We start from the raw sequence: 15,158 nt of genomic DNA, 5'->3' as shown, positions 1-15,158 counted from the left end.
CGAGGATTGCAACCCGGAATGATCGCGGTCAAGCATCCGGCGCGGTGGAGAAGGGGTCAATGAGCGATGGTTCATCTTCCCCATGAAGAGGTCTCATCTCCCAATCGAGGGAGACGAGACTCGTATGTTCCCAGGCCGCCTGTTCCTAGGCCGCTGCCTTATGCCGCGCCAGTTCCGCCTTGTAGAGCTCGAACTCCTCGGCGATGGCACGGGCGATCGACGGCCGCGCGCGCAGGCGCTCGTAGTACGCCTTCACGGCCGGCCATTTCGCGAGCTGGACCGGCGGCGTTGCCATGGTCCAGTTGATCACGGTGACGAGATACGCGTCGGCGACCGTGAAATGATCGAGCAGATAGTCGCGATCCCGCAGATGGTTCTCGAGATGATCGAGCCGCGACAGGTTCTTTTTCAGGACATGAGCCTTCATTTCCTCGGGCGCGGTCTTGTCGAGGATCGGAATGAACAGGCCCTTGTGCAGCTCGGTGCCGATGAAGCAGAGCCATTGATGCAGCCGGCTGCGGTCCATGCCGGGGCCGGTGCCGAGCTTGGCCTCGGGGAAGCGATCGGCGACATATTGCAGGATCGCGGCGTTCTCGGTCAGCAGGTCGCCGTCATCGGTGCGGAGCGTCGGGACGAGCCCGAGCGGGTTGACGGCGCGGAAATCGGAGCCGTCGTTGAGGACGATCTTGGTCTTGGGATCGACCTCGAGATAGTTCGCCTTCGCGCCGGCTTCGTAGAGCGCGATGCGGGTGGCGAGCGAGCAGGCGAGCGGCGAGAAATACAGGTCCATGGACGTCTCCCTCGGGCTCCGGACCGGAGCATTGGTTGATTTTTATACTGTCTCGCATAATATGAGCTCGGTCAAGGAATTTAGTGCGAAATGGTACAAAAAAAGAAAGGGCCGCCGCAGGGCGACCGTCCGATAGAAAAGGCGGGTGCCCCCGACCAGCCGAAGCGGCGCGGGAGGCCGCGGGCGTATGAGCCGGATGTCGCGCTCGGCAAGGCGCTCGACCTGTTCCGGTCGACCGGCTTCGCCGCGACCTCGCTCGACGATCTCAGCGCCGCCACCGGCATGAACCGGCCGAGCCTCTATGGCGCGTTCGGCGACAAGCGCGAGCTCTACATCAAGAGCTATCAGCGCTATCGCGACAATGCCCGCGCCCTCATGGGCGACGTCTTCAGTAACGATTGGCCGGTGCGACGGCAGCTCGAGCAGATCTTCGCCACGGCGCTCGACATCTATCTGTCGGGCGAGGAGGGACCGCGCGGCTGCTTCACGGTGATGACGGCGGGCTCGGAGGCGGTCGCCGACCCCGACATCCGCGCCATGGTGCAGAACGCGCTGACCGAGCTCGACAAGGCGTTTGCGCATTGCTTCCGCCGCGCCAAGGAAAAAGGCGAGCTGCCGGCCGACGCCGATCCCGTCGTGTTGGCGCGTCTGGCGTCGGCGACGATCCACTCGATCGCTGTCCGGGCGCGCGCGCGGGCGCCGCGTCAGGAGCTGGAGGCGATCGTCGCCGGCGCCATCGATGTGATGGTCGGCAACAAATAGCGGTTCAATATCCCCTGACGCGATCGACCAGATTGCGCAGCGCCCCGCCGGCCTCGAAGGTCGCGATCTGCTCGGCGACGTAGCGCGAGATCGCGTCGGCGTCGGTGTCGGCCGCATTGTGCGGCGTCAGCACCACCTTCGGGTGGCTCCAGAACGGGCTGTCGACCGGCAGCGGCTCCTGGCCGAACACGTCGAGCGAGACCGAACCAAGTGTGCCGTCGTCGAGGCAGGCGAGGATGTCGGCCTCGTTCTGCAGGCCGCCGCGCCCGGCATTGATCATGACGGGGGCGCCGAGCGGCGAGCTGCGCCGAAGCCTCGCGAACATCTTGCGATCGAGAATGTCGCGCGTGTCGGGCGTCAGCGGCAGCAGCGACACCAAAATGTCGGTCCGCGCCAGGAACGCATCCAGCTGCGCCGCACCGTGGAAGCACTCGATGCCGTCCGCCTGCTTTTCGCTGCGGCTCCAGCCGGCGACCTGGAAGCCGAGCCGCTTGAGCACTTCGGCCGCATCGATGCCGAGCGTACCCAGTCCGAGAATACCGACTCCGATCGCGGCCGCCGGCCATTGATACTTGGGCGCCCAGCGCTTCACGCGCTGCGACTCGCGCAGATACAGCTCCTGCCGATGATGCATCAGCACGTGCAGCACGACATATTCGGTCATCCGCGCCGTAAGATCATCGACCGCGACCCGGACCAGCGGCAGGCTCGGCAGCGTCTTGTCGGCCATCAGTGCGTCGACGCCCGCGCCGAGATTGAAGATCACGCGCAGGTTCGGGAAGCCGGCGAGCTCGCCGGGGACCGGCTTCCACACCGCGGCGTAGTGCACCTCCGCCGGATCGAGGCTCGCATCCGGCAGCAGCACCACCGGGCGGTCGCCGCAGACGTCGTCGAAACGCGCCTTCCAGCGCTGCGGCGACCAGTTATCGGTGCCGCCATGGATCAGGAGCGCCAGCGCGCCTTTGGTCATCGGGGGGTCCTCGAGCTTATGTGACGTGTTCCACATACCAGATCGCGCGCGCAGGCCAATCTCCAGCCATCAACACGGAGACATCGTCATGCGCAAATTGCTTCTCGCCGCCGCTTTCGTCATCGCATCCGCCTCGGTCCAGGCTCAGACCATCGATGTCGGGTCGATCCTGTCGGCCAACGGCATTTCCATTGGCAAGGGCGGCGGTCAGCCGCAGGCCGCCAGTCAACAGGGCGCCGCGGACGGCATGGCGCAAGGTGCGGGCGGCCAAGGTGCCGCAGGGCAAGGTCAGGGGCAGGGCCAAGGCCAGTCGCAGCGCCAGACGGGCCGAGCCAGGCAGCCGCGCGAGAGCGCGCAGGAAACGCGGGCGCGCAACATCGCGGCCAAGTACGGCATCTCTTGGTAGGCGGCTTGTTCCTGCAGGCGGAACCCGCGAAAATACTTCGTGGGTCTGTCGGCCGGAGGCATACTCCGCCGTCTTGAAGACGAATGGAGATGACTTCCGATGCTGTATGCGCTGCTCTGCTATCATGACGAGGATGTCGTCTGCGCCTGGAGCAAGGACCAGGATGCCGCGGTCATGGCCAAGCTTGCGGTCATCCAGGAGAAGCTCGCCAAGCAGGGGCGGCTCGGGCCGGTGGCGCGGCTGCTGCCGACCACGGCCGCGACGACGCTCCGGAAGGAGGATCCGCCGCTCGTCATCGACGGCCCCTATGCCGAGACCAAGGAGCAACTGCTCGGCTTCTATCTCGTCGACTGTGCCAATCTCGACGAGGCGCTCGAGGTCGCGCGCGAACTCGGTGAGGCCAATCCAGGCGGCTCCTACGAGATCCGTCCCGTCGGCACGTTCAGGCCGGGTGGAGCGCTGGCATGACCGATACGGCCTGGATCGATGCAGCCCTGACATCAGCACGTCCCCAGGCCGTCGGCGCGCTGCTGCGCTATTTCCGCGACCTCGACACGGCGGAGGAGGCATTCCAGAACGCCTGCCTGCGCGCGCTGAAGAGCTGGCCCCAGAATGGGCCGCCGCGCGATCCCGCGGCGTGGCTGATCATGGTCGGACGCAACGCGGCCATCGATGATGTCCGCCGTGTCCGCCGCGAGCAGCCGCTGCCGGAGGACGAGGCGATCTCGGATCTCGACGACGCCGAGAGCGCGCTGGCCGACCGGCTCGACGGCTCGCATTATCGCGACGACATCCTCCGCCTGCTGTTCATCTGCTGCCACAAGGATCTGCCCGCGACGCAGCAGATCGCGCTGGCGCTGCGCGTGGTGTCCGGACTGACGGTGAAGCAGATCGCCCGGGCCTTCCTGGTCAGCGAGGCCGCCATGGAGCAGCGCATCACCCGCGCCAAGGCGCGCGTCGCGCAGGCGAACGTGCCGTTCGAGACCCCTGGCGCGGTCGAGCGGTCGGAGCGCCTGACCGCGGTCGCCGCCATGGTCTACCTGATCTTCAACGAGGGCTATTCGGCCAGCGGCGAGACCGCCGCGCAGCGCCAGCCGCTGTCCGAGGAGGCGATCCGGCTGGCGCGGCTGCTGCTGCGGCTGTTTCCGAGCGAGCCCGAAATCATGGGGCTGACGGCGCTGCTGCTGTTGCAGCACGCCCGCTCCGCCGCCCGCTTCGACGCCGAGGGATTGCCGATTCTTCTGGAGGATCAGGATCGCTCGCTGTGGAACCAGCCGATGATCGCGGAAGGCACAGCCCTGATCGACAAGGCGATGCGCCATCGCCGCAGCGGTCCGTACCAGATCCAGGCGGCGATCGCGGCGCTGCATTCGCGCGCCGCGCGCCCGGAGGACACCGACTGGACGCAGATCGACCTGCTCTATGGCGCGCTGGAAGTGGTGCAGCCCTCGCCGGTGGTGACGCTCAACCGCGCCGTTGCGGTGTCCAAGGTCCGCGGCGCCGAGGCGGCGCTCGACCTGATCGCGCCGCTCGAAGGGCGGCTCGCCAACTATTTCTATTTCTTCGGCGTGCGCGGCGCGCTGCTGATGCAGCTCGGACGCGCCGACGAGGCACGGACCGCCTTCGACCGCGCCATCGCGCTGGCGCACAGCTCGGCGGAGGCCGCGCATATCCGCATGCAGCTCGATCGCCTGATGCGCGACAGCGCAACGGCTCAGGTCCAGGTCGGCCAGTGACATTCCGCTGAGATTCGATCCAAAATCTTGAACCGGGCTGTCGGCGGCACGCTCCTTCATTCGTCCTTGGAGCAGCATTACGGGGAGGAGCTGCAGATGACGACGATCACCTTGGAAGAACCGGTCTCGCGCGCCGAATTGTGGAGCGGCCGCATCCTGAGTGGGCTGGTGACCCTGTTCCTGCTGTTCGACGGCGCGATCAAGCTCGTCCCTCTGCCCGTCGTCACCCAGACGCTGGATCAGATGGGCTATGGCGCGAGTGACGGCACGGCCCGCGCGCTCGGTCTGATCACGATCGTCTGCACCGTGCTCTATGCGTTGCCGCCGACGTCGTTCGTCGGGGCGATCCTGCTGACAGGCTATCTCGGCGGCGCCATCGCTTCTCATGTCCGCATCGGCAGTCCGCTGTTCAGCCACGTCCTGTTCGGCCTCTATCTCGGGCTGATGCTGTGGGGCGGCTTGTGGCTGCGCGATCGCCGGCTGCGCGCGCTGCTGCCGCTGCCGCTGCCGCGCTGACGAATGATCTTTCAACCAAGGAGGATGACGATGATCTGTCCCTATCTGACGTTCAACGGCGATTGCGAGCAGGCGCTCAAGCACTACAGCGAGGTGCTCGGCGCCAAGATCGAGATGATGATGCGCAACGGCGAGGCGCCGCCGGAGATGCCGTGTGCGCCGGAGCATAAGGACAGGATCATGCATGTCCGCTTCTCGATCGGCGGCGGCGTCCTGATGGCCTCGGATTCGCCGCCCGAATATTATCAAGGCAAGCCGCACGGAATCTCGGTCTCGCTGCAGATCGCAGACCCGGCCGAGGCCGAGCGCAAGTTCAACGCGCTGCTCGAAGGCGGTGCCGTCACCATGCCGTTCGGCAAGACCTTCTGGTCGAAGGGCTTCGGCATGGGCGTCGATCGCTTCGGCATTCCGTGGATGATCAATTCCCCGGCGGAAGGCTATGCGGCGTGACGCCGCTAGCGGCACGAGGGGTACATCGCCTTGAGCTCGCGCCCGCGCAACAACAGAAGCCGCGACGTCAGGCCGCCGCGGCGCTCGATCCAGCCGCGCACCGGCGTGGGATAGGTCTGCAGCACCAGCTTGGAGGCTTCGGGTTCCGCATAAACGCGGCCGCGCCGGTCGACCGAGCGTGCGGCGTGGAAGCCGAGGGAGGCTCGCCGCGTCACGCAGATGCGGTCCTCGGGCACGACGCTGAGCACCAGCGTGCAGGCCGACAGGCAGGGACCGTCGATGATGACACGCTCCCCGGAGGCGCGCACCTTCTCGAACAGATCGAGGAACGGTCCCACCTCGCCGCCGGGCGAGGAGATGATGCGGACGTCGGCGCGCGCCAGCATCGTCGCGATCCCCCACAAGAGGACGGCGAGCAGCAAGGTCAGGATGATGCGCGTCCGGCTCGGCATCGTTTCATGTGTTCCTGCGTTGGCCGCGCAAGGTCGGCAATCCGATTCCCGCGGCATCGAAGCCGCCATCGACGGCCAGGATCTGTCCGGTGATATAGCTGGAGCGTTCGGAGCTGAGAAACAAGATGGCCTCGGCGAGCTCGTCCTCGAGGCCGTAACGGTTGAGTGGAATGGCGTCGTGATAGTCGGCGGATCTCCGGCGTGTGCACGTCCTTGGCCATCGCGGTCTCCACCGGGCCCGGCGCCACCGCGTTGACGCGGATGCCGGCGGAAGCGAGCTCGACCGCGAGCTGCTTGGTCAGATGCGCCAGCGCCGCCTTGCTGGTGCCGTAGGCGGAGCGCAGCGTCGAGGCGCGGACGGCTGAAATCGAGGTGATGTTGACGATGGTGCCGCCGTGCTCGCGCATCAGCGGCACCGCGGCGCGCGTGCACAGAAACGGCCCGGTCAGGTTGACGTCGAGGATGCGTTGCCAGTCGGCTTCGCTGGTTTCCATGATCGGGGCGAAACGCGCCACGCCGGCATTGTTGACCAGTGCATCGAGACGACCGAAACGGCCGGCAATGCGCGCCAACGCATCGGCGACCATCGCCGCGTCCGCGACGTCGCAATGCAGCGCGAGCGTTCGATCGGGGGATTTGAGTGCCGATGTGGCGTCGTCGAGCAGCGTCTTCTCGATGTCGAGAAGCGCCACGCGCCAGCCTTCGTGCAGAAATCTCTTTGCCGTCGCCAGCCCGATGCCGCGTGCCGCCCCGGTGATCAGGGCGACCTTGTCAGTCAGCGTCGTCGTCGATGTTTCCGTCACGGGGGTCGACTCCTCGGGCCGGCAGCCCGGCTCTTCTCGTCGTTGAGTCCTAACATGCGCTGCCCGGATCGGCTGTGAAGGCCGTCACATCTGTCAGAGTACGTTCAATCCAGCTCCGCGCGATGCGTATAGCCAGCGAAGTTCGTGGGCGTTGTCAAACAGCCAGGGGTGGTAACGACGACGTCAATTCGCGCGGTGTCGAAGCACCCGAGTCGTGCTCGCCCTGGCCTCCCTCTCGGGTCGGAGGGCGCAGGGAAGACCGGGAGCTTGCCCGCCCCATGGCCCCCGCGGGACAAATGCACGGGGCAGGAACCACAGATCCGGCTGAGACATCCCGGCCCTCCCTGCGCGATGCCCGGGGACCGGCTGTCTTGCCCCCGTTTCCGCCACAATACGCTCCCGCATCGGACACGGCATCAGCATCGGGATGCCAGGGACCACATGATTTCGCCGTACGCGCCGCGTTGTTCGTCTGCGTGTCCTCATATGAGCATGATCTTGTCGGAAAGCTGTGGCGCAATAGCCGTCAACGGCCTCCGGTTCCGAATCATGCTCCACGCTGCAACATCGACGCGTCCACCCCATCCTGCTCCCCACGTTCGTGACGACCGCGAAACGTCCCTCTCGATCGGGAACAGGACGTGGCTAAAGGAGCATGAATTCTGGAAAGGCGAAAGAGGGATTTTTTTACGGGAAGCACTGGACAAGGGTGATCGACTTGAAAGTCTTCAGGAAAAGAGCAGCCTCTCCAGGCGCATTTCCCCGTGGAATTGGACAGTCCCGCCGTCGGCTGATTTGCCCGTTGTCGGGTGGCTCTCGGACGTGTCCGGGACGAATCTGAACCGGTAGCGTAGAGTTTAAGAGTCTCGGTAGAATCGACATGGGCGATCTATTCATCAGCCGGCGAATCACCCTCGTCAGAACCACGGAGCTGCACGCTTTGTCGCACGGGTCGAATGGTCTGAGGCGCGGGTGCGGCGCGTTGCTGCTGTCGTGCATTGTCCTCGGGCTCGCGGCGTCCGGCGCCGCCGGAGCGGATGGCAGCGTTGCTGCGAAACCGGCAGAGACCGAGCAGGCTGCGCACGATGTCGCGCCGCCGCAGCAGCCGCAGACGGCGGAGCCCGAGACGGTGGGGCGGCCGTCGGACGTGCAGACGCCGGCTCTGAAAGTGGTCGTTCCACCGACCGAGCCTGCGAAGCCGATCGCGGTCGAGCGCAAGGGCGACCCGCGGAGCGACGCCAAGACCACGAAGAATCTGTCGGTGCCTCAGCGCGCGCTGCCGGCCGACGTCGCGCAGATGATCGGCCGCAAGATCTGGCTCAACGAGGCCGGGGGACGGCGCGACGCGATCACGTCGTGGAATGCGGGTGAAGAATTCGCCTCGCTGGGAATCGGGCATTTCATCTGGTACCCGTCCACCGCGAAGCCGCCTTATGAGGAGGGTTTTCCGGGGCTGATCGCATTTCTGCGCAAGGGCAGGACGCCGTTGCCTGCATGGCTCGACAAGACGCCGATTCCGGCATGCCCGTGGACCAGCCGGGCCGACTTCAAGCGGAATTTCAACTCGCCGCAAATGCGGCAATTGCGGCAGTTCCTGCTCGACACGATTGCGGAGCAGACGCAGTTCCTGGTGGCGCGTGCGCAAGGCGCGATGGACAAGATCCTCGCCAACACGCCCGACAGCGCCGAACGCGAGCACATCGTCGCGCAATATTCGCGGGTCGTGCGCGCCTCCAACGATCTCTACCCGCTGATCGACTACATCAACTTCAAGGGCGAGGGCACCAATCCGTCCGAGACGGCCGTGGACAAGGAGACGGGCCAGCGCCAGGGCTGGGGTCTCAAGCAGGTGCTGCTCAAGATGAACGGCACCACCACCGAGTCCAAGGCCGTGCTCGCCGAATATTCCGACGCGGTGCAGGTCGTGCTGCAACAGCGGGTTCGCAATCTGCCCTCGAACCGCGTGTGGGAGGCGGGCTGGCTGCGTCGCGCCGAGACCTATCGCCGTCCGATCGCGCAGCTCGAGCAGGCCCCCGAACGCGCCCCGCGCAAATCATCGCGCTACAGGGCCGACAACACGCGGTTCTGATGCGGGAAGCGGCGCGCACGATCCGTGCGCGTCGCGAGGCGTGCGATCATCGGCCGCCTGCCTCGGCCTTCTTGGCAGCGACGACCTTCTGGTAAGCTGCCTGCAGCCGCTCGCCGACGCTCGGTCCAGCCCTCCTGCGCCGTTTCGCGCCGAGATGGGTTTCGCGCAGCTCGTCCATGAATTCGGCCCACATCTTCGGGCCGCCTTCCATCAATAGCTTGGCGCGGATGCCGAGCTCCTCCGAGACGGGCAGATACTTGTAACCCCAGCCCGCCATCTGCGCGAGGATCGGCAACAGCTCGATGCCCTGCTCGGTCAGGGAATAGATGCCCTTTTGCTTGTGGCTCGGATCGTCCTCACGGCTGATGATGCCGGCCGCGAGCAGCGTCTTCAGCCGGTCGGCGAGAATGTTCGAGGAGATGCCCTCCTCCGAGCCGCCGAGCAGCTCGCGATAGTGCCGGCGATTTCCGAACATCATGTCGCGGATGATCAAGAGGCTCCATTTATCCCCCACCACTTCGAGCGACAGGTTGATCGGGCAGCCGGAGCGCTGAGGGTCGGACATCGAAGTCTCGTGAGCAGGGATCGCGCATAAACCGCTTGCAATATTGCACCGGTCTGGGCATTCTCCAACTGCTTGCAAAATGAAAGCAGTCAGGGAGAGGCAGTCGATGGCGAGACTGGTGATGTGGAACATGATGACGCTGGACGGCATGGTTGCGGGCCCGAACGGCGACATCTCCTGGCACGAGGATGTGTGGGGCCCGGAGCTGGAGCAGATCTCCGAGACGCAGCTGCACGAGGCGGGCGGATTGCTGTTCGGCAGGGTGACCTACGATCTGATGGCCGGCTATTGGCCGACCGAGAAGGGCGTGATCGCCGACGTCATGAACAGCATCCCCAAATATGTCGCCTCCCGCACGCTGTCTCGCCTGGCATGGTCAAACGCGCATCTGCTGGGTCCGGAGCTCGCGGCCGAGGTCGACAAGCTCAAGCAGGAGAATGCCAAGGACCTGTTCCTGTTCGGCAGCGCCGACCTCGGCTCGACGCTTGTGGCACACGACCTGATCGATGAGCTTCGAATCGCGATCAATCCGCGCGTGCTTGGCGCCGGACGGCCGCTGTTCAAGCCGGGGCAGGCCTTGAAGCTCAGCCTGATCGACAGCCGGGCGCTGTCCAACGGCGTTGTCATCGCGCGCTATGCCCCCGTTCGGGGCGTGTGAGCCCATATCTCGCGGCGCGCTCCGGGTTCCGGGGCAGCGCAGGTCTTTCCACTCACATCATCCGTGCGTCAAGGGCCTCACCTCAACCCTCTCCCCGTGAACAGCGGGCCGCGGGAGCGCACCGTCCTGCGGCCGCGCGTTCGGGACCAAACGACTTGTTCTCACTCAACTCAGCAGGAGCGTACGATGTCCCTGACCCTTTACTATCATCCGCTGTCGTCGTTCTGCTGGAAGGTGCTGATCGCGCTGTATGAGAACGACGTTTCGTTCACGCCGAAGCTGATCAATCTCGGTGACGCGGATGAGCGCGCGGCGTTCTTGAAGCTGTGGCCGATCGGTAAATTTCCCGTGCTGCGCGACGAGCAGCGCACGATTCCGGAATCGAGCATCATCATCGAGTATCTCGACCAGCACTATGCGGGCAGGACGCGCTTCATTCCCGATGATCCCGATCTCGCTTTGCGGACACGTCTGCGCGATCGCTTTCTCGACCTCTATGTGCACATGCCGACGCAGACCGTCGTGTTCGACCGGCTGCGGCCGGCCGATGCCCGCGATCCGCTCGGCGTCGCCGACGCCCGAAGCCGGCTCCGCACGTCCTACGCCATGCTCGAGGCCGAGCTGCCGCCGCGTGGCTGGGCGATGGGCGACCCTTTCACCCTGGCGGATTGCGCGGCCTTGCCGGCGCTGTTCTACGCCGACAGAGTGGAGCCGCTGGGTGATGGGCTGCCTGGGGTCACAGCCTATCTCGACCGGCTCAAGGCGCGGCCCTCCGTCGCGCGGGTGCTCGCCGACGCCCAGCCTTATTTCCACATGTTCCCGCAAGAGCCGGGCTGAACCGGGAACCCGGCCAAAATAATTGCGGGAGCGTGTCGGCCGTGCCGGGGCCGGATCGTCCTACTGATGAGGGCAGGGCAGTCCTGCCGGACAGCATCAGGGGAGAGCAGCCATGCGGTTCATGGTGATCGTGAAGGCGACCAGGGACACGGAAGCCGGAATCCTGCCGACCACCGAGGAGTTCGCGGCGATGGGCCGGTTCAACGAGGGCTTGGTGAAGGCCGGCATGATGGAGGCCGGCGAGGGCCTGCATCCGACCGCGAAGGGGGCGCGCATCGACTTCTCGAACGGGACGCCGAGCGTCGCGCGCGGTCCGTTCGATCTCTCCCGCGATCTCGCGGCGGGCTTCTGGATGCTCAAGGCCGGCTCGCTCGAGGAGGTGATCGAGAACATGAAGCGGGCGCCGTTCCCGAGCGGCGAGATCGAGATCCGCCAGGTCTATGCCGCGGAGGATTTCGGCGAGACGTTCACGCCCGAATTGCGTGAGCGGGTCGAACGGCTGCGTGCGCAGGCCGCCAAGAGCTGAACCGACCCTGATCAGGAGAGGAGGAGAAACGCGATGCGATTCATGATGCTGATGATCCCGCTCGGCTATGAGAGTGCGCCGCCGGACGTGCAGCTCGATCCCGAGCGTGTCAAAGCGATGATGCGCTACAACGAGGCCCTGAAGGACGCCGGCGTGCTGATCACGCTGGAGGGCCTGAATCCGCTGTCGATGGGGGCGCGGGTCTCGTTCGCGGGCGGCAAGCCTGTGGTGACCGACGGCCCGTTCGCGGAGGCCAAGGAGGTGCTCGGCGGCTATTGGATGATCGAGGTCGCCTCGCGCGACGAGGCGATCGCCTGGGCCAGGCAGTGCCCGGCCTCGGACAACGAGATCATCGAGATTCGCCAGGTCCAGGAGATGGCCGACTTTTCCGAGGAGGTACAGCAGGCGGCGGCGGGCTTCGCCGAGCTGCCGCATGCCGGCCGTGTCTGATCGATCCGTTTCACAGCAGGAGAGGGAAGTGCAATGAGCGACAACAGCAACACCTATCTCGCCGTCTTTCTCGGCAGCAAGACCAGTCCGGTCTGGAAAGCCTGGGAGGCGCTGTCCGAGACGGAGCGCAATGCCAGGGGACAGCAGGGCATGGCGGCCTGGCATGCCTGGGTGGACCAACACAAGGACGCGATCGTCGCGATGGGCGGGCCGCTCGGCAAGACCAAGCGGGTCGACAAGGGCGGCGTCAACGACATCGCCAACGAGATGGGCGCGTTCACCGTGGTCCGCGCCGCGTCACATGAGGATGCCGCGAAGATGTTCGTCAACCATCCGCATTTTGCGATCTTCCCGGGCGAGCGGGTCGAGATCATGCCGGTGCTGCCGATTCCGGGCGGCTAGTTGAGCGGCCTGCAGGGCGGAGCACGTCGGCCGAGGTGAACGTCCCGCTTGCTGCGGGCGCCCGGCGTTTGTGCCGGGCGCGCTGATCCCGCGGCGACTTCGGTGCCACCCTGCCCCTTGCGGGGGCCCTCAAGGGGCGAGGGTGGCACCTGTTCGCGGGGGGCTTAACCGAACGGCGCGATAGAGCGTCCCGGAAGTCGGCGGCTGACCCCGCCCAAAAGTCGCTGGCTTCCTTCGACCCGGCTCATGTAAAAGCCATTTACATGAGCTGGCGCAAGGAAGAGCGCCGCGCCGAGCGCGGCTATCATCACGGTAACCTCAAGGAGGCGCTGCTGCAGGCGGCGCTCGACCTGATCGCGCAGAAGGGGGCTGCCGGCTTCACCTTTGCCGATGCGGCCCGCATGGCCGGCGTCAGCCCGGCCGCGCCCTATCGCCACTTCCGCGACCGCGATGAACTGCTGTCGAGCATCGCCCAGCGCGGCTTCGAGCAGTTCGAGGCGCAGCTCTCGGCGGCGTGGGACGACGGCCGGCCCGACACCGTCACGGCGTTCGAGCGCGTCGGCAAGGCGTATCTGGCATTTGCCCGTTCGGAGCCTGCGTTCTACTCGGCGATGTTCGAATCCGGCGTGCCGGCGGACTCCACCGCGGGCCTGTTGGCGGCGGGTGAGCGCGCTTTCGGCGTCATTCGGGCCGCCGCGGAGCGGCTGGCGGCGCTGGCGCCGCCCGGGATGCCGCGGCCGCCGGCCCTGATGATGGCGCTGCACATCTGGTCGATGGCGCATGGCATCGCCTCGCTGTTCGCGCGCGGCGATGCCGCCCGGCGCAAGCTGCCGATGTCGCCCGAGGAGCTGCTGGAGGCCGAGCTGCTGATCTATCTGCGCGGGCTCGGCTTCCCGACCGACCGCCGGCCTGCGCCGTCCTCCGCTGCCGAGCCGCCGCCGCTGCCGGACGATGACAAGCCGGCAGGGCCCTGGGGCCGCCCGAAATAAGGTTCAAAGAACGCCGAAAAATAATTCGAGCGACGCGTCAGGCGGTCGCCTTGACAAAATCCCGGGTTGAGCTAGCTATGTAAATGTTATTTACATTCACACGGCATGGCGCCGCGAATGGAGAGGGAGATGGCCTACACCGCAGATGTCAATCGTTGGCGCGGTTCGGAGGAGGAGCAGAGGTACCGGCCCCGCATGATGGAGTCGCCCTGGCATCCCGGCTGGATCGCCGTGACCGTGATCGGCTTCATCATCTGGTGGCCGATCGGACTTGCCCTTCTCTTTTTCACACTCGGGAGCAGAAAGATGTCGTGCTGGAACGGCGGCGATCGCTGGTCGAACAAGATGGAACGGATGCAGTGGAAGATGGACCGCATGCGCGACAAGATGGAGCGCCGCGGCTTCGGCTTCGGTTTCTCGCAGCCGGCTTCGAGCGGCAACCGCGCCTTCGACGAGTACCGCATGGAGACCCTGCGGCGGCTCGAAGAGGAGCAGCAGGAGTTCCGTGACTTCCTGACCCGGCTGCGCCACGCCAAGGACAAGGAGGAGTTCGACGCGTTCATGGCCCAGCACAAGCCGCGTCCGACCCCGCCGAACGACCAGCCGCAGAGCTGATCGCCTCTCACCTGACGCCGCAGGGCTTTCAGCCCCCGCCCTGACGGCACAAGACGCCCGCCTGCGGTTCCCCCGCCGGCGGGCGTTTTGCGTTCTCCGATACCGCCCGCCTGCGGCGGCTGGCCGCTGTCCGCCGCCGGCCAAAACGGTCAAGCGGCTGATCACAAAGGCTCTATCTGGCTGGTCCGGCTGGACCTTTGACCTCGGCAATACTCCGCGGTAACCCCGCCTTAACCCCGGAGGGGGTTTGGTTAAGGGGCGCTTACGCGCGCCAAGAGCCCTTGTTTTGACACGTTGGCAGAGGAAGCAGGCCGCTTATGGCTTCGGCGGGCCTCTTAAAGCGATCAGTTCAGGGTTTTCTCGCGCAGGCGCTTTCCGCCGCGACGGCATCCGGCATGGAACGGCGGCTGCATGGTCCCGGGCATCCCGGGATGATTGGTTGAGAGGATACTGCAGATGTCTGTCGATAGCGGCGGCCTGTCCCTGATCGATCTGTTCGGCAATGCCGGCTGGGTGGTTCGGATCATCATGCTCGGCCTGATCTCCTGCTCGATCTGGGTCTGGGCGATTGCGATCGACAAGATGTTCCTGTTCTCGCGGACCCGCCGCTCGATGGACCGGTTCGAGCAGGCCTTCTGGTCCGGGGAATCCATCGAGGAATTGTACCGGGTGCTATCGGCGAAGCCGACGCAGTCCATGGCGGCGTGCTTCGTGGCGGCGATGCGCGAGTGGAAGCGCTCGTTCGAGGGCCACGCGCGCTCCTTCGCCGGCCTGCAGATGCGCATCGAGAAGGTGATGAACGTGTCGATCGCGCGCGAGGTCGAGCGGCTGGAACGCCGTCTCCTGGTGCTCGCCACGGTCGGTTCCGCCGGCCCGTTCGTCGGTCTGTTCGGCACGGTCTGGGGCATCATGACCAGCTTCCAGGCGATCGCGGCCTCCAAGAACACCTCGCTGGCGGTGGTCGCGCCGGGCATCGCGGAGGCGCTGTTCGCCACAGCCATCGGCCTGATCGCGGCCATCCCGGCGACGATTTTCTACAACAAGTTCTCTTCGGAGGTGAACCGGCAGGCGCAGCGGTTGGAAGGCTTCGCAGATGAATTTTCGGCCATCTTGTCCCGTCAGATCGACGAGCGGGGATGAGG

Annotated in this window: 19 protein-coding genes and 1 pseudogene; 15 read left to right on the top strand and 5 right to left on the bottom strand. The window is 65.8% G+C overall.

The genetic code is table 11. From position 1 onward, the window contains the following. Window positions 1-145: 145 nt before the first annotated feature. The gene (locus tag ACQR0U_RS21065) at window positions 146-790 is read right to left on the bottom strand and encodes a glutathione binding-like protein (protein ID WP_315717604.1); all 645 of its coding nucleotides are present in this window, start codon (window positions 788-790) and stop codon (window positions 146-148) included. Window positions 791-880: 90 nt separating this feature from the next. Between ACQR0U_RS21065 and ACQR0U_RS21060 the strand changes: the two genes are divergently transcribed. Continuing rightward, window positions 881-1,552 carry a TetR/AcrR family transcriptional regulator gene (locus ACQR0U_RS21060; RefSeq protein WP_315717603.1) on the top strand — a complete coding sequence of 224 codons (672 nt, stop codon included), beginning with the start codon at window positions 881-883 and terminating at the stop codon, window positions 1,550-1,552. A 4-nt stretch (window positions 1,553-1,556) separates the two neighbouring features. On the opposite strand, the gene ACQR0U_RS21055 is transcribed toward ACQR0U_RS21060, so the two are convergent. Then, window positions 1,557-2,522 carry a 2-hydroxyacid dehydrogenase gene (locus ACQR0U_RS21055; RefSeq protein WP_316202629.1) on the bottom strand — a complete coding sequence of 322 codons (966 nt, stop codon included), beginning with the start codon at window positions 2,520-2,522 and terminating at the stop codon, window positions 1,557-1,559. 88 nt (window positions 2,523-2,610) lie between these two features. Here ACQR0U_RS21055 and ACQR0U_RS21050 point away from each other — a divergent pair, with 88 nt between their 5' ends. The 5 genes from ACQR0U_RS21050 (at window position 2,611) to ACQR0U_RS21030 (ending at window position 5,630) form a co-directional block, all read left to right on the top strand. Next, on the top strand, window positions 2,611-2,928 hold the full coding sequence (locus ACQR0U_RS21050) for a hypothetical protein (RefSeq protein WP_315717601.1): 318 nt from the start codon (window positions 2,611-2,613) through the stop codon (window positions 2,926-2,928). Between the two features lie 99 nt (window positions 2,929-3,027). Continuing rightward, window positions 3,028-3,396: a YciI family protein gene (locus ACQR0U_RS21045; RefSeq protein ID WP_315717600.1), complete on the top strand. Its 369-nt coding sequence runs from the start codon at window positions 3,028-3,030 to the stop codon at window positions 3,394-3,396. Further along, complete coding sequence (locus ACQR0U_RS21040) at window positions 3,393-4,664, top strand: RNA polymerase sigma factor (RefSeq protein WP_434843648.1); 1,272 nt, start codon at window positions 3,393-3,395, stop codon at window positions 4,662-4,664. Before ACQR0U_RS21045 ends, ACQR0U_RS21040 begins: the two co-directional genes overlap by 4 nt. 96 nt (window positions 4,665-4,760) lie before the next feature. After that, on the top strand, window positions 4,761-5,180 hold the full coding sequence (locus tag ACQR0U_RS21035; protein ID WP_316187053.1) for a DoxX family protein: 420 nt from the start codon (window positions 4,761-4,763) through the stop codon (window positions 5,178-5,180). 30 nt (window positions 5,181-5,210) lie between these two features. Further along, entirely contained in the window at window positions 5,211-5,630 is a 420-nt protein-coding gene (locus ACQR0U_RS21030; RefSeq protein ID WP_315717597.1) for a VOC family protein, read from the top strand. 5 nt (window positions 5,631-5,635) lie between these two features. Here ACQR0U_RS21030 and ACQR0U_RS21025 read toward each other — a convergent pair whose 3' ends face one another. Together ACQR0U_RS21025 and ACQR0U_RS21020 are read right to left on the bottom strand one after the other, a co-directional pair. Beyond that, window positions 5,636-6,082, bottom strand: coding sequence for a hypothetical protein (locus tag ACQR0U_RS21025; RefSeq protein WP_315717596.1), 447 nt, complete (start codon window positions 6,080-6,082; stop codon window positions 5,636-5,638). A gap of 4 nt (window positions 6,083-6,086) precedes the next feature. Then, window positions 6,087-6,885: pseudogene (locus ACQR0U_RS21020) on the bottom strand (SDR family NAD(P)-dependent oxidoreductase). A gap of 880 nt (window positions 6,886-7,765) precedes the next feature. Between ACQR0U_RS21020 and ACQR0U_RS21015 the strand changes: the two are divergent. Then, window positions 7,766-8,974, top strand: a complete 1,209-nt coding sequence (locus tag ACQR0U_RS21015) for a hypothetical protein (protein WP_434843647.1) — start codon at window positions 7,766-7,768, stop codon at window positions 8,972-8,974. Window positions 8,975-9,020: 46 nt separating this feature from the next. Here the strand turns inward: ACQR0U_RS21015 and ACQR0U_RS21010 are convergent, their stop codons facing one another. Then, window positions 9,021-9,539, bottom strand: coding sequence for a winged helix-turn-helix transcriptional regulator (locus tag ACQR0U_RS21010; RefSeq protein WP_315753948.1), 519 nt, complete (start codon window positions 9,537-9,539; stop codon window positions 9,021-9,023). A 106-nt stretch (window positions 9,540-9,645) separates the two neighbouring features. Between ACQR0U_RS21010 and ACQR0U_RS21005 the strand changes: the two genes are divergently transcribed. From ACQR0U_RS21005 to tolQ, 8 genes are all read left to right on the top strand, one after another. Beyond that, a complete protein-coding gene (locus tag ACQR0U_RS21005) occupies window positions 9,646-10,197 on the top strand; it encodes a dihydrofolate reductase family protein (protein ID WP_316195355.1) in 552 nt (183 codons plus the stop codon). A 186-nt stretch (window positions 10,198-10,383) separates the two neighbouring features. Beyond that, on the top strand, window positions 10,384-11,034 hold the full coding sequence (locus ACQR0U_RS21000; RefSeq protein WP_434843646.1) for a glutathione S-transferase family protein: 651 nt from the start codon (window positions 10,384-10,386) through the stop codon (window positions 11,032-11,034). Between the two features lie 112 nt (window positions 11,035-11,146). Continuing rightward, window positions 11,147-11,560, top strand: coding sequence for a YciI family protein (locus ACQR0U_RS20995; protein ID WP_434843645.1), 414 nt, complete (start codon window positions 11,147-11,149; stop codon window positions 11,558-11,560). Window positions 11,561-11,593: 33 nt separating this feature from the next. After that, window positions 11,594-12,010 (top strand): YciI family protein, encoded by a 417-nt coding sequence (locus ACQR0U_RS20990; protein WP_316175058.1) that lies wholly within the window; start codon window positions 11,594-11,596, stop codon window positions 12,008-12,010. A 33-nt stretch (window positions 12,011-12,043) separates the two neighbouring features. Further along, window positions 12,044-12,412, top strand: a complete 369-nt coding sequence (locus tag ACQR0U_RS20985; RefSeq protein WP_315717587.1) for a hypothetical protein — start codon at window positions 12,044-12,046, stop codon at window positions 12,410-12,412. A 263-nt stretch (window positions 12,413-12,675) separates the two neighbouring features. Continuing rightward, on the top strand, window positions 12,676-13,401 hold the full coding sequence (locus tag ACQR0U_RS20980) for a TetR/AcrR family transcriptional regulator (RefSeq protein ID WP_315717586.1): 726 nt from the start codon (window positions 12,676-12,678) through the stop codon (window positions 13,399-13,401). A 129-nt stretch (window positions 13,402-13,530) separates the two neighbouring features. Further along, the gene (locus tag ACQR0U_RS20975) at window positions 13,531-14,016 is read left to right on the top strand and encodes a DUF2852 domain-containing protein (RefSeq protein WP_434843644.1); all 486 of its coding nucleotides are present in this window, start codon (window positions 13,531-13,533) and stop codon (window positions 14,014-14,016) included. Window positions 14,017-14,472: 456 nt separating this feature from the next. Next, entirely contained in the window at window positions 14,473-15,156 is a 684-nt protein-coding gene (gene tolQ / locus ACQR0U_RS20970) for a protein TolQ (RefSeq protein WP_315717584.1), read from the top strand. The last annotated feature ends 2 nt before the right edge of the window (window positions 15,157-15,158 follow it).

It is taken from the genome of Bradyrhizobium sp. HKCCYLRH3097 (genome assembly GCF_051167875.1).
Lineage (GTDB): Bacteria > Pseudomonadota > Alphaproteobacteria > Rhizobiales > Xanthobacteraceae > Bradyrhizobium.
Note: the sequence above shows the minus strand (reverse complement) of the source record. Positions and strands in the feature narration are given on the sequence as shown.